Here is a 13,057-nt window from a genome sequence, read left to right as displayed (position 1 = left end):
AGCTCTTGCTACGGTCTCGCCCTCAGCAGCTGATCGATGTCGGATCTCCAAACTCAAATGAAGCAAGCCGTCGCGGAGGCGGCTGTTGCGCAGATTCGTGACGGCATGGTGGTGGGCCTCGGTTCGGGGTCCACTGCCGCTCTGATGATTCAAGGCCTCGGGGCGCGACTGGCAGCAGGTCAGCTTCATGACATCGTCGGCGTGACCACGTCATTTCAAGGAGAGGTGCTTGCCGCTGAGTTGGGGATTCCTTTGCGTGCTTTGAACGCCATTGATCGCATTGATTTAGCGATCGATGGTGCTGATGAAGTGGATCCATCCTTTCAGTTGATCAAAGGTGGTGGCGCCTGTCATGTACAAGAAAAGCTTGTTGCTGACCGAGCAGAACGTTTCATCGTGGTGGTTGATTCCACGAAGCTTGTTCAGTGTTTAAATCTCGACTTCTTATTACCGGTTGAAGTGCTTCCAGGCGCTTGGGTGCAAGTTCAATCTCGTCTGAAATCAATGGGCGGAGTGGCAGAACTGCGAATGGCAACGCGTAAAGCAGGCCCTGTGGTGACCGACCAGGGCAATCTTGTTCTGGATGTGCGATTTGAGGCTGGAATTTCTGATCCGATTGCCCTGGAGCGTGACATCAACAATCTTCCAGGTGTTTTGGAGAACGGCCTCTTCGTCAACCTTGCTGACGAAGTCCTCGTTGGTGAAATCAACGATGGCGTTGCTGGAGTTCGCAGCCTGGAGCGAGTGGGTTAACGCCGCTCACTGAAGACGGATCCGCACCGAATTGGCATGACTGTGGAGACCTTCGCTCATGGCCAACGTCTCCACAGCCACTCCGGTTGCATCAAGGGCTTCCTTGTTGAACTCGATGAGTGAGGTATGACTCATGAACGTCTCAACGCTGAGTGCACCACTAAATCGTGCGGCGCCACAGGTTGGGAGTGTGTGATTGGGACCGGCTAAATAGTCTCCGACGGCTTCCGGGCTCCATGGGCCAATAAAAATGGCCCCTGCATGGTTGATGCGGTCAGCCATCATCCTTGGCCGCTCCACAAGGAGTTCTAAATGCTCAGGAGCGAAGCGATCGCTGAGACTTGCGCAATGTTCAAGACTGTCGCAAGTCACAATCAGCCCCCATTGCTTTAAAGATTGCCGGCAAATGCTTTCACGTGGATGGGACGCAAGCTGACGTTCAATCTCCACGGGAACGGATTGAGAGAGCTCCTCTTCCGTGGTGAGCAAGATGGCTGCTGCAAGTGGGTCATGTTCTGCCTGAGCTAAGAGGTCAGCCGCCACCTGCTCTGGCTTGGCTGTTTGATCGGCGATCACAAGGACTTCACTTGGGCCTGCCAGAGAATCGATCCCCACCTGGCCATAGACCGATTTTTTGGCCAAGGTCACGAAAAGATTGCCTGGACCACTGATCACATCAACCTTCTGGATCGTTTCTGTGCCGTAGGCAAGAGCTGCGATCGCTTGTGCACCGCCCACTCGATACACCTCGCGGATCCCAGCAATGTGAGCTGCTGCAAGAACAGTTGTGTTGATCAATCCGTTGGCCCCAGCAGGGGTGACCATCGCAATTCGCTTTACGCCCGCAGCTTTTGCAGGCACAGCATTCATCAAGACTGTGCTGGGGTATGCAGCTCTGCCCCCGGGGATGTAGAGGCCGGCTGCATGGACTGGGCGCCAACGCCGTCCGAGCTGCTCTCCGTGAACCCCGCAAACGCTGAGGTCAGAGGGACGTTGCCGCTGATGAAAATCTTGGATCCGTCTGTGCGCCAGATCTAAGGCATCACGAAGATTGGCAGGCGTGTCCTTCCAGGCTTGTTCCAGTAGGCCTGGATCGATCCGAAGGGGTTCAGGGCGAAAGCCATCAAATTGCTCTGTGAGGCTGATGAGAGCTTGATCTCCTTCCCCCCTGACCTGCTCCAAAATTTCTTGAACCCGTTGCTCCGCCTCGCGCTGGGCCGCTCCTGTGGTTCTGGTCGCAATCCGATCGAGTTCTTGTTCGGCTTGCGCTGCGGTGCTGATGCAGCGGATGAGACCGGCAGGCGGATTCTCATTGCTCAGCACTGTCATCACCCGATCGTCGTTGTTGCTCAAACTAAGTGCCCCTTGAACCATGTGCTCGATGATTTGCAAGGCGGTGGGTTATGGTCACGGATTGTTGAACTGAAATCCGGCTCTGTGGCCAATAACAAGTCATCGAAGAAGCGCGTCGAGATCGGCGAGCGCAATCGCTTACAAAACAAAGCGTATAAATCCGCGCTGCGTACCCTCATGAAGCGCTGTTTTACTGCATGCAGTACCTACAGCGAGGCCCCAGGTGATGAGGCTAAAACCACGCTGACATCCAGCCTGAACGCAGCATTCAGCAAAATTGATAAAGCGGTCAAGCGCGGTGTGATGCACCGCAATACTGGAGCTCATCAAAAGTCTCGTTTGAGCACTGCTGTCAAGCGCGCCATCGAGCCAAGCGTTAGCTGATCTCTTCCCGGCACAATGGGGCCTGAAGGCGCGTTTCAGGTCCTGATCTGATGTCCACTCCAACTCTGATCGACAGCCACTGTCACATCGTCTTTCGCACGTTTGAGGACGATCTTGATGAGGTTGCTTCCCGATGGCGAGAGGCCGGTGTTACGTCTTTGCTGCATGCCTGCGTCGAGCCTTCCGAGATTCCAGCGATTCGGGCGTTAGCCGATCGCTTCCCTGAAATGCGTTACTCCGTAGGAGTGCATCCGCTTGATACGGAGCATTGGGCCCCCGATACCGTTGATGTTTTACGCGCCGCTGCCAAAGACGATTCCCGTGTCGTGGCTATTGGGGAGCTCGGTCTCGATCTGTTTCGAGATAAGAATCTGGATCAGCAGCTGTCTGTGCTGAAGCCTCAACTGGATCTCGCTGTGGAGCTGGATCTGCCCGTGATTGTTCACTGCCGTGATGCCGCTGAACCGATGCTGGCTGAACTTCGTGAGAGACAACTTATTGGCACGTGCCCACGGGGCGTGATGCATTGCTGGGGCGGGACTCCCTCGGAAATGGCAGCGTTCCTCGAGTTTGGCTTCTACATCAGTTTCAGTGGCACGGTGACCTTCCCGAAAGCCGTTGACACCCATATCTGCGCCAAAGACGTACCTCAGGACCGATTTCTTGTGGAGACCGATTGCCCATTTCTGGCCCCAGTCCCTCGGCGCGGCAAGAGAAATGAACCTGCTTTTGTGGCATCAGTTGCCCAGCGTGTTGCGGAGCTGAGAGGACAGACCGTGTTGGAAGTGGCTGATGCCAGCACCGCCAATGCCAGAAGTTTGTTCGCGCTTCCCTGACAAAGGGTCCATTTAGGTTTGGATGAAAGTGTACGATGTTCAATCGGCCTGGCCAAGATGCAGTTTCTGTGTTTTCGGCCCTAGAAGCGTCCATTCCCTTCCGGTTCATTGACGACGTCATCTGTTCAGACCAAAAACCTCTAAAGCCATGAAGCACGGCAGTCGTTCCTTGATTGGGATGGCTGCCTCTTCTTGTGGCGACGAGATTTTGATTTTTGAATAGTTGACGATCCTTCAGGCCTTTGTTCCCACTTTTCAACTGCAGGTCTCCGCATGAGCAGCAGCGCGATTCAAGTCGCCAAGACCGTCACCTACCTGCCCGATCTGGTGGAGGTGCAGAGGGCAAGTTTTAAGTGGTTTCTGGATAAGGGCCTGATCGAGGAGCTGGAGAGTTTCTCACCCATTACGGATTACACCGGCAAGCTGGAGCTGCACTTCGTTGGCAGTGAGTATCGCCTGAAGCGTCCTCGCCATGATGTGGAAGAGGCAAAACGTCGTGATGCGACCTTCGCGTCTCAGATGTATGTAACTTGTCGTTTGGTTAATAAAGAAACCGGCGAGATCAAGGAGCAAGAAGTTTTTATTGGAGAACTTCCATTAATGACTGAACGTGGAACGTTCATCATTAATGGTGCTGAGCGGGTGATCGTTAACCAGATCGTTCGTAGCCCTGGAGTTTATTTCAAGGATGAGCAGGATAAGAACGGTCGTCGTACTTACAACGCAAGCGTGATTCCCAACCGTGGGGCTTGGTTGAAGTTTGAGACGGATAAAAATGATCTATTGCATGTTCGTGTCGACAAAACACGCAAAATCAACGCTCATGTTTTGATGCGTGCGATGGGACTTTCCGACAACGATGTTGTCGATAAGCTCAGGCACCCCGAGTTCTATAAAAAATCGATCGAGGCCGCTAACGACGAAGGCATTAGTTCCGAGGATCAAGCGCTCCTTGAGCTCTACAAAAAGTTGCGTCCAGGTGAACCACCCTCTGTGAGCGGTGGCCAGCAGCTATTGCAGACCCGCTTCTTTGACCCCAAGCGTTACGACCTTGGACGTGTGGGCCGTTACAAGATCAATAAAAAGCTGCGGCTCACGATTCCCGATTCGGTCCGCACCCTCACTCATGAGGATGTTCTTTCGACCCTCGACTACCTCATCAATCTCGAACTTGATGTGGGTGGCGCAAGCCTTGACGACATCGATCACCTGGGTAATCGTCGCGTTCGGTCTGTTGGTGATCTTCTTCAGAACCAGGTTCGCGTTGGCTTGAATCGTCTTGAGCGGATTATCAAGGAGCGGATGACTGTTGGTGAAACCGACTCACTCACCCCTGCTCAATTGGTGAATCCCAAGCCACTTGTCGCGGCGATCAAAGAGTTCTTCGGCTCCAGTCAGTTGAGCCAGTTCATGGATCAGACGAATCCTCTGGCTGAGCTCACGCACAAGCGCAGGATCTCGGCTCTTGGACCAGGTGGCCTTACCCGTGAACGCGCGGGCTTTGCTGTGCGAGACATTCACCCTTCTCATTACGGTCGTCTTTGCCCGATTGAGACTCCAGAAGGCCCGAACGCTGGTCTCATCAACTCTCTGGCTACCCATGCCCGAGTGAATGAATATGGCTTCATCGAAACTCCGTTCTGGAGGGTCGAGAACGGAGTCGTTCAAAAGAGCGGAGACCCCATCTACCTCTCTGCTGACCTTGAAGATGAGTGTCGCGTCGCTCCCGGTGACGTTGCAACCGATGCGGATGGCCAAATCTTGGCTGAGCTCATCCCCGTTCGTTACAGGCAGGACTTCGAAAAAGTTCCGCCTGAGCAAGTCGATTATGTGCAGCTGTCACCAGTTCAGGTGATTTCGGTGGCAACGTCACTGATTCCTTTCCTGGAGCATGACGACGCCAACCGTGCATTGATGGGCTCGAACATGCAGCGTCAGGCGGTGCCTTTGCTCCGTCCAGAGCGACCTCTTGTTGGCACTGGCCTGGAAACTCAGGTGGCCCGTGACTCGGGCATGGTCCCAATCTCCCGCGTGAATGGGTCCGTCACCTTTGTTGACGCCACGGCGATCGTGGTGCGTGATGAAGAGGGCTACGACCACACGCATTTTCTGCAGAAATATCAGCGCTCCAATCAAGACACCTGCCTGAACCAGCGCCCCATTGTCCGACAGGGTGATCCGGTCATTATCGGGCAAGTTCTTGCGGATGGTTCAGCCTGTGAAGGCGGAGAGATTGCTCTTGGCCAGAATGTCCTGATCGCTTACATGCCCTGGGAGGGATACAACTATGAGGATGCGATCCTTGTAAGTGAGCGTTTGGTTAATGATGATCTTTATACTTCCGTTCACATTGAGAAGTATGAGATTGAGGCTCGTCAGACCAAATTAGGTCCTGAAGAGATCACTCGTGAAATCCCCAATGTTGCCGAAGAAAGTCTCGGTAATCTCGATGAGATGGGGATTATTCGTATCGGTGCCTTCGTAGAGAGTGGAGACATCCTGGTCGGCAAAGTCACGCCGAAAGGTGAATCTGATCAACCCCCTGAAGAGAAACTGCTGCGTGCAATTTTTGGCGAGAAAGCACGTGACGTCCGCGACAACTCTCTGCGCGTCCCCAGCACTGAGCGTGGTCGTGTTGTTGACGTAAGGATCTACACCCGTGAACAGGGTGACGAATTACCCCCTGGCGCCAACATGGTGGTGAGGGTGTATGTCGCCCAGCGTCGCAAAATTCAGGTTGGCGATAAAATGGCTGGTCGCCACGGCAACAAGGGCATCATCAGCCGCATTCTTCCCCGTGAAGATATGCCCTACTTGCCTGATGGCACGCCAGTGGACATCGTCCTGAACCCCCTAGGGGTGCCGAGCCGCATGAACGTGGGGCAGGTGTTCGAGTTGCTAATGGGTTGGGCTGCTCACAACCTTGATTGCCGCGTCAAAATCGTTCCCTTCGACGAGATGTATGGCGCTGAGAAGTCTCAACAAACTGTTCAGGCTTATCTCAAGGAAGCGGCGAGTCAGCCAGGAAAAGATTGGATTTACAACCCGGAAGATCCAGGAAAACTCCTGCTGAGAGATGGCCGGACTGGTGAACCCTTTGACCAACCTGTGGCAGTTGGATATTCCCACTTCCTGAAGTTGGTCCACCTCGTGGACGACAAGATCCATGCCCGCTCCACCGGCCCTTACTCCTTGGTGACTCAGCAGCCATTGGGTGGTAAGGCCCAGCAAGGTGGCCAGCGTTTGGGTGAAATGGAGGTGTGGGCGCTCGAGGCCTACGGCGCCGCCTACACGTTGCAGGAACTGCTCACGGTCAAGTCAGACGACATGCAGGGACGCAACGAAGCTCTCAACGCCATCGTGAAAGGCAAGCCGATTCCACGTCCAGGAACACCCGAATCCTTCAAGGTGCTGATGCGCGAACTCCAGTCTCTTGGCTTGGATATCGCTGTCTTCACCGATGAGGGCAAGGAAGTGGATCTGATGCAAGACGTGAATCCACGCCGCAGTACCCCAAGCAGGCCCACGTATGAATCCCTAGGCGTCGCGGATTACGACGAGGACTGACGGATCAACGAACGAAACGACACAACCGCCTTCTTTCTTAAACGCCAATGACCAACAGCAATCTGCGTACAGAGAACCACTTCGACTACGTCAAGATCACACTCGCATCACCCGATCGGGTCATGGAGTGGGGTCAGCGCACCTTGCCGAATGGACAGGTGGTTGGAGAAGTGACCAAGCCTGAAACCATCAACTACCGCACGCTCAAGCCGGAGATGGACGGCTTGTTCTGCGAAAAGATCTTTGGTCCCTCCAAGGATTGGGAGTGCCATTGCGGTAAGTACAAGCGAGTCCGTCACCGCGGCATCGTTTGTGAGCGCTGTGGTGTTGAGGTCACAGAGAGTCGGGTGCGACGTCACCGCATGGGCTTTATCAAGTTGGCGGCGCCCGTCTCCCATGTTTGGTACCTGAAAGGAATTCCCAGTTATGTGGCCATCCTTTTGGATATGCCCCTGCGGGATGTTGAGCAGATTGTTTATTTCAACTGTTATGTGGTTCTGGATGCGGGTGATCACAAAGACCTGAAGTACAAGCAATTGCTCACGGAAGATGAGTGGCTTGAAATTGAAGACGAGATTTATGCAGAAGATTCAGAAATTGAAAATGAACCCGTCGTTGGAATTGGTGCTGAGGCGCTGAAGCAGCTGCTTGAGGATCTCCAACTCAATGCTGTTGCTGAACAATTACGTGAGGAGATTGCTGGTAGTAAGGGGCAGAAACGCGCCAAGTTGATTAAGCGCCTGCGTGTGATTGATAACTTCATAGCCACCAACGCCCGCCCTGAATGGATGGTGTTGGATGCCATCCCTGTCATTCCACCAGATCTGCGCCCAATGGTGCAGCTGGATGGTGGTCGTTTTGCGACCTCTGACCTTAACGACCTCTACCGACGGGTTATCAATCGCAATAACCGTCTCGCCCGCCTTCAGGAAATTCTTGCTCCTGAAATCATTGTTCGCAATGAAAAGCGGATGCTGCAAGAAGCGGTTGATGCCCTAATCGACAACGGCCGACGTGGTCGAACTGTTGTTGGAGCTAATAATCGTCCGCTTATGTCACTGAGCGACATTATTGAAGGCAAGCAGGGTCGTTTCCGCCAAAACTTGCTTGGCAAGCGTGTTGATTACTCCGGTCGTTCCGTCATCGTGGTGGGACCCAAGCTGAAGATGCACCAGTGCGGTTTGCCTAAGGAGATGGCAATCGAGCTCTTCCAGCCGTTTGTGATTCATCGCCTGATTCGTCAAAACATCGTTAACAACATCAAGGCAGCGAAAAAGCTGATTCAGCGCGCCGATGATGAAGTGATGCAGGTCTTGCAGGAGGTGATCGATGGTCACCCAATCATGCTGAATCGCGCCCCCACACTCCACCGTCTAGGGATTCAAGCTTTTGAACCCAAGCTGGTTGATGGCCGAGCGATCCAACTTCACCCCCTCGTTTGTCCAGCGTTCAACGCTGACTTTGACGGAGACCAGATGGCCGTTCACGTGCCACTCGCTATCGAGGCACAAACGGAAGCACGCATGTTGATGTTGGCGAGCAACAACATTCTGTCTCCAGCTACTGGTGATCCGATCATCACGCCATCCCAAGACATGGTGCTGGGTTCTTATTACCTAACGGCTTTGCAGCCCCACATGCATCCCATTGAATTTGGTGATCGCTCCCGCACATACTCCAGCCTGGAAGATGTGATTCATGCTTTTGAAGACAACCGAATCACCTTGCATGATTGGGTTTGGGTTCGTTTTAACGGTGAGGTTGAGGATGAAGATGAGCGTGAAGAGCCGATCAAAAGCGAGACCCTCAGCGACGGCACTCGTTTTGAACAATGGACCTATCGCCGTGACCGCTTTGACGAAGATGGCGCTCTGATTAGCCGTTACATCCTGACGACCGTTGGACGTGTGGTGATGAATCACACGATCATCGACGCGGTGGCAGCCACCTGAAGCCCCTCCCATAAAGCCTTCCCTTTCCTTCTGTTTCAAGCGCTGTCATGACCTCTACTCCCTCCAAATCCCGCAAGTCTGCTAAAGCCGCCAAGGCTGCTAAGGCAGCAGCAGCTGCTCATGCCAAATCTCGAGCACTAGCCAAAACTCCGCCTCCTTTCCGCAACCGAGTTGTTGATAAGAAGGCCCTGAAGGACCTTGTTGCATGGGCCTTTAAGAATCACGGAACGGCTGCTACCGCGTCGATGGCGGATCAACTTAAGGATCTGGGCTTCAAGTACGCCACCCAGGCTGCCGTTTCAATTTCGGTGAATGACCTCAAGGTTCCCGCTGCAAAGAAAGATCTGCTCGCTCAGGCTGAAGAGCTGATTACGGAGACGGAGGAGTCCTACCGGCTCGGTGTCATCACAGAGGTTGAGCGTCACACCAAGGTGATCGACACCTGGACTGAGACCAACGAGCGTTTAGTTGATGCTGTCAAAAAGAACTTCAACGACAACGATCCGCTCAACTCGGTTTGGATGATGGCCAACTCTGGGGCTCGGGGCAATATGTCCCAAGTCCGGCAGCTGGTGGGCATGCGCGGTCTGATGGCGAACCCTCAGGGGGAGATCATTGACCTTCCGATCCGCACCAATTTCCGAGAGGGACTCACGGTCACGGAGTACGTGATCTCCTCCTATGGAGCCCGTAAGGGATTGGTGGATACGGCGCTGCGTACGGCTGACTCCGGTTACCTCACCCGCCGTTTGGTGGACGTCGCCCAAGACGTGATTGTTCGTGAGGACGACTGCGGCACCATGCGTTCGATCATGGTTAAGGCAGAGGACGGTCGTTTTGGCAATCGCCTGGTCGGACGATTGACCGCTGATCAGGTGCTTGGAGCTGATGGTGAGGTCATCGCTGAGCGCAACAGCGAAATCGATCCACCTCTCTCAAAACGCTTTGAGGCTGCCGGTGTCTCTGCGCTGATGGTTCGTTCACCGCTCACCTGTGAAGCCAATCGTTCCGTATGCCGCAAGTGCTACGGCTGGGCTCTTGCCCATAATCACCTCGTTGATTTGGGCGAAGCGGTTGGAATCATCGCCGCTCAATCCATTGGCGAGCCTGGTACCCAGCTCACCATGAGAACGTTCCACACCGGTGGTGTGTCAACGGCTGAGAGTGGCGTGGTGCGCTCAAAATTGGAAGGCACCGTTGAATTTGGATCGAAAGCAAGAGTTCGTCCTTATCGCACACCCCATGGTGTGAATGCACAGCAGTCCGATGTGGACTTCTCGCTCACGATTAAGCCCAGCGGAAGTGGTAAGGCACAGAAGATCGAAATCACCAATGGTTCGCTTCTGTTTGTCGATGACGGTCAGAAGATCGCCTCTGACGTGACAGTTGCAACAATTGCGGCTGGTGCCGTACAGAAGAGCGTTGAGAAAGCAACTAAAGATGTGATTTGCGACCTGGCTGGTCAGGTCAGCTATGACCCCACCATTCAGCCCCGCGAGGTGACTGATAGGCAGGGCAACATCACTCACAAAGCCCAGCGGCTGGGCCGGATGTGGGTTCTTGCTGGTGATGTGTACAACTTGCCGCCAAACGCACGCCCTGTGGTCTCGTCTGGTAGCTCCGTCATCGAGGCTCAAGTGTTGGCTGAAGCCAGTCAGGCCAGTGAATATGGCGGTGCAATTCGCTTGCGCGAAGCCTTGGGTGATTCGCGTGAGGTGCAGATCGTTACTACGTCAATGACGCTTCGAGATTTCAAACTTCTCGGCGAATCAACCCACGCTGGTGAGATCTGGAATCTGGAAGCCAAGGATGGAACGCGTTATCGCCTCAACACCATTCCTGGAAGCAAAATAGGCAATGCAGAAGTTGTAGCCGAGCTTTCAGATGATCGCTTCCGGACACAAACCGGTGGATTGGTCAAATTTGCACCGGGACTTGCAATTAAGAAAGCTCGTTCTGCCAAAAATGGTTATGAGGTCAATAAGGGAGGCACCTTGTTGTGGATCCCTCAGGAAACGCATGAAATCAACAAAGATATTTCTTTGCTGATGATTACTGACGGTCAATGGATTGAAGCCGGCACCGAAGTGGTGAAGGACATTTTCAGCCAGACCGCAGGCATCGTGAGTGTGACTCAGAAGAACGATATTCTTCGCGAAATTATTGTTCGCAGCGGCAGTTTTCATCTCTGTACAGAGAAGAAAGCGCTCGAGCGTTTCCAGGGCGATGGCGTCATGGTGAATCCAGGCGAAGCGATCGCCAAGGGCATCAGTTCCGATGCCATGGTGTTTGTTCAGGCAGTTGAAACCCCTGAGGGCACTGGCCTATTGCTCCGTCCTGTGGAGGAATACACCATCCCCAATGAGGCCCAGCTTCCTGATTTGGGTCATGTCAAGCAGCCGAATGGACCCCATCTCGGGATCAAAGCGACGCAACGTTTGGCCTTTAAAGACAACGAGTTGGTTAAATCGGTTGAAGGGGTGGAGTTGCTGCGAACTCAATTGATTTTGGAAACGTTTGACACCACTCCACAGATGACTGTGGATGTGGAAGCGATTCCCGATAAGAGGGCCAAAACGCTTGAGCGTCTCCAGCTCGTGATTCTGGAAAGCATTTTGGTGCGTCGTGACACCATTTCCGACTCCAGCCATGGCTCCACTCACACTGAACTCCAGGTGGAAGACGGACAGTCCATTAAGGCGGGTGATTTGGTTGCAACCACGCAGATTCTTTGCAAGCAGCCTGGTGTCGCTGAGATGCCAGAAGCCACAGAAGAGGAGCCCGTCCGACGTTTGATCGTTGAAAGGCCTGAGGACACGATCACCATCAAGACCTCTGGGGCCCCAGTCGTCACCGTGGGACAGCGCTTGGTGGATGGTGAAGAGCTTGCGAAGGGGCAGCCCTCAGATTGCTGTGGCGAAGTGGAGCAGGTGAGTGCTAGTTCCGTCACCATGCGTTTGGGGCGTCCTTACATGATTTCGCCCGACTCGCTGTTGCATGTTGGCGATGGAGATCTTGTCCAGCGCGGTGATGGCTTGGCCCTTCTGGTCTTTGAACGTCAGAAAACCGGTGACATTGTTCAGGGTCTACCTCGTATTGAGGAGTTACTTGAGGCGAGGCGTCCCCGTGAGTCTTCGATCCTTTGCAAAAAGCCAGGAACCGTTGAAATCAAACAGGGAGAAGATGATGAGTTCACCACGGTGACCGTGATCGAATCCGACGATGCGATCGCTGAATACCCGATCCTTCTTGGTCGGAACGTGATGGTGAGTGATAGCCAGCAGGTGAACGCCGGCGAACTTCTGACTGACGGTCCAATCAACCCCCATGAGTTGCTTGAGTGCTTCTTTGAGGACCTGCGCAGCCGTAAGCCGTTAATGGACGCGGCTCAGGAAGCGATTGCCAAGCTTCAGCATCGTCTTGTGACCGAAGTCCAGAACGTCTACAAGTCGCAGGGAGTGTCGATTCACGACAAGCACATTGAGGTGATTGTTCGCCAGATGACCAGCAAAGTTCGGATCGAGGATGCTGGGGATACCACGCTTCTCCCCGGAGAGTTGATCGAACTCCGCCAGGTGGAAAATACCAATCAGGCGATGTCGATCACGGGTGGAGCGCCTGCCGAATTCACACCGGTTTTGCTTGGTATTACTAAGGCATCGCTCAATACCGATAGCTTCATCTCTGCGGCTTCCTTCCAAGAAACCACGCGTGTGCTTACTGAAGCAGCGATTGAGGGCAAGAGCGATTGGTTACGTGGTCTCAAGGAAAACGTGATCATCGGTCGCTTGATTCCTGCAGGTACAGGCTTCAGCGGTTTTGAAGAGGAGTTAAGAGCGGAAGCAGGTCCTCATCCCGATATCCTCTCGGAAGATCCTGCCGGTTATCGCCGTATGCAGAATCTTCGCCCTGATTACACCGTTGATATGCCGGCAGCTCCTGCCGCTAAATCAACGGCTTTGCTGGACGATCCCAGCGCCGCAGACCTAGAGGCCACCCGCAGCCGCCATGGCATTGAGGCTGAGGCCAGCAATTTTGCTGCCTTTGCCCGTCCAGATGCCGATAACGAGCTTGCAGAAGAGCAGGTTCTTGACCCAGCTGCTGTGGAGAATCTGCAGGAGCAAGGTCTCCTAAGCGATGAATGATTCTTCGCTTTCCTTCGCATGAGCGGTGCTTGCCGCTTCAAACTGTTGCTCCTTGCAGGTGTCGCTC

Annotated in this window: 7 protein-coding genes; 6 read left to right on the top strand and 1 reads right to left on the bottom strand. The window is 53.9% G+C overall.

Annotation, left to right across the window (positions count from 1 at the left end; genetic code table 11):
• Positions 1 to 36: 36 nt before the first annotated feature.
• The gene (rpiA, locus tag SynPROS91_RS09710) at positions 37 to 753 is read left to right on the top strand and encodes a ribose-5-phosphate isomerase RpiA (RefSeq protein ID WP_186516388.1); all 717 of its coding nucleotides are present in this window, start codon (positions 37 to 39) and stop codon (positions 751 to 753) included.
• A 6-nt stretch (positions 754 to 759) separates the two neighbouring features.
• On the opposite strand, the gene hisD is transcribed toward rpiA, so the two are convergent.
• On the bottom strand, positions 760 to 2,082 hold the full coding sequence (gene hisD, locus SynPROS91_RS09705) for a histidinol dehydrogenase (protein WP_186519690.1): 1,323 nt from the start codon (positions 2,080 to 2,082) through the stop codon (positions 760 to 762).
• Between the two features lie 108 nt (positions 2,083 to 2,190).
• Between hisD and rpsT the strand changes: the two genes are divergently transcribed.
• The 5 genes from rpsT (at position 2,191) to SynPROS91_RS09680 (ending at position 12,990) form a co-directional block, all read left to right on the top strand.
• Positions 2,191 to 2,490, top strand: a complete 300-nt coding sequence (gene rpsT / locus SynPROS91_RS09700; RefSeq protein ID WP_186519688.1) for a 30S ribosomal protein S20 — start codon at positions 2,191 to 2,193, stop codon at positions 2,488 to 2,490.
• A gap of 50 nt (positions 2,491 to 2,540) precedes the next feature.
• Positions 2,541 to 3,326, top strand: coding sequence for a TatD family hydrolase (locus SynPROS91_RS09695; RefSeq protein ID WP_186516387.1), 786 nt, complete (start codon positions 2,541 to 2,543; stop codon positions 3,324 to 3,326).
• A 273-nt stretch (positions 3,327 to 3,599) separates the two neighbouring features.
• The gene (gene rpoB / locus SynPROS91_RS09690) at positions 3,600 to 6,893 is read left to right on the top strand and encodes a DNA-directed RNA polymerase subunit beta (RefSeq protein WP_186516386.1); all 3,294 of its coding nucleotides are present in this window, start codon (positions 3,600 to 3,602) and stop codon (positions 6,891 to 6,893) included.
• Between the two features lie 47 nt (positions 6,894 to 6,940).
• Positions 6,941 to 8,845: a DNA-directed RNA polymerase subunit gamma gene (locus SynPROS91_RS09685; protein WP_186516385.1), complete on the top strand. Its 1,905-nt coding sequence runs from the start codon at positions 6,941 to 6,943 to the stop codon at positions 8,843 to 8,845.
• 47 nt (positions 8,846 to 8,892) lie between these two features.
• Positions 8,893 to 12,990: a DNA-directed RNA polymerase subunit beta' gene (locus SynPROS91_RS09680; RefSeq protein WP_186516384.1), complete on the top strand. Its 4,098-nt coding sequence runs from the start codon at positions 8,893 to 8,895 to the stop codon at positions 12,988 to 12,990.
• The last annotated feature ends 67 nt before the right edge of the window (positions 12,991 to 13,057 follow it).

The organism is Synechococcus sp. PROS-9-1, assembly GCF_014279775.1.
In the GTDB taxonomy this organism is placed as follows: domain Bacteria; phylum Cyanobacteriota; class Cyanobacteriia; order PCC-6307; family Cyanobiaceae; genus Synechococcus_C.
This window is presented reverse-complemented; position numbering and strand designations above follow the sequence as displayed.

Excerpts from the sequence above, each read along its gene's own strand:
- rpiA (WP_186516388.1), top strand. The coding sequence starts at position 37 with ATGTCGGATCTCCAAACTCAAATGAAGCAAGCCGTCGCGGAGGCGGCT.
- hisD (WP_186519690.1), bottom strand. The coding sequence starts at position 2,082 with ATGACAGTGCTGAGCAATGAGAATCCGCCTGCCGGTCTCATCCGCTGC.
- SynPROS91_RS09695 (WP_186516387.1), top strand. The coding sequence starts at position 2,541 with ATGTCCACTCCAACTCTGATCGACAGCCACTGTCACATCGTCTTTCGC.
- rpoB (WP_186516386.1), top strand. The coding sequence starts at position 3,600 with ATGAGCAGCAGCGCGATTCAAGTCGCCAAGACCGTCACCTACCTGCCC.
- SynPROS91_RS09685 (WP_186516385.1), top strand. The coding sequence starts at position 6,941 with ATGACCAACAGCAATCTGCGTACAGAGAACCACTTCGACTACGTCAAG.
- SynPROS91_RS09680 (WP_186516384.1), top strand. The coding sequence starts at position 8,893 with ATGACCTCTACTCCCTCCAAATCCCGCAAGTCTGCTAAAGCCGCCAAG.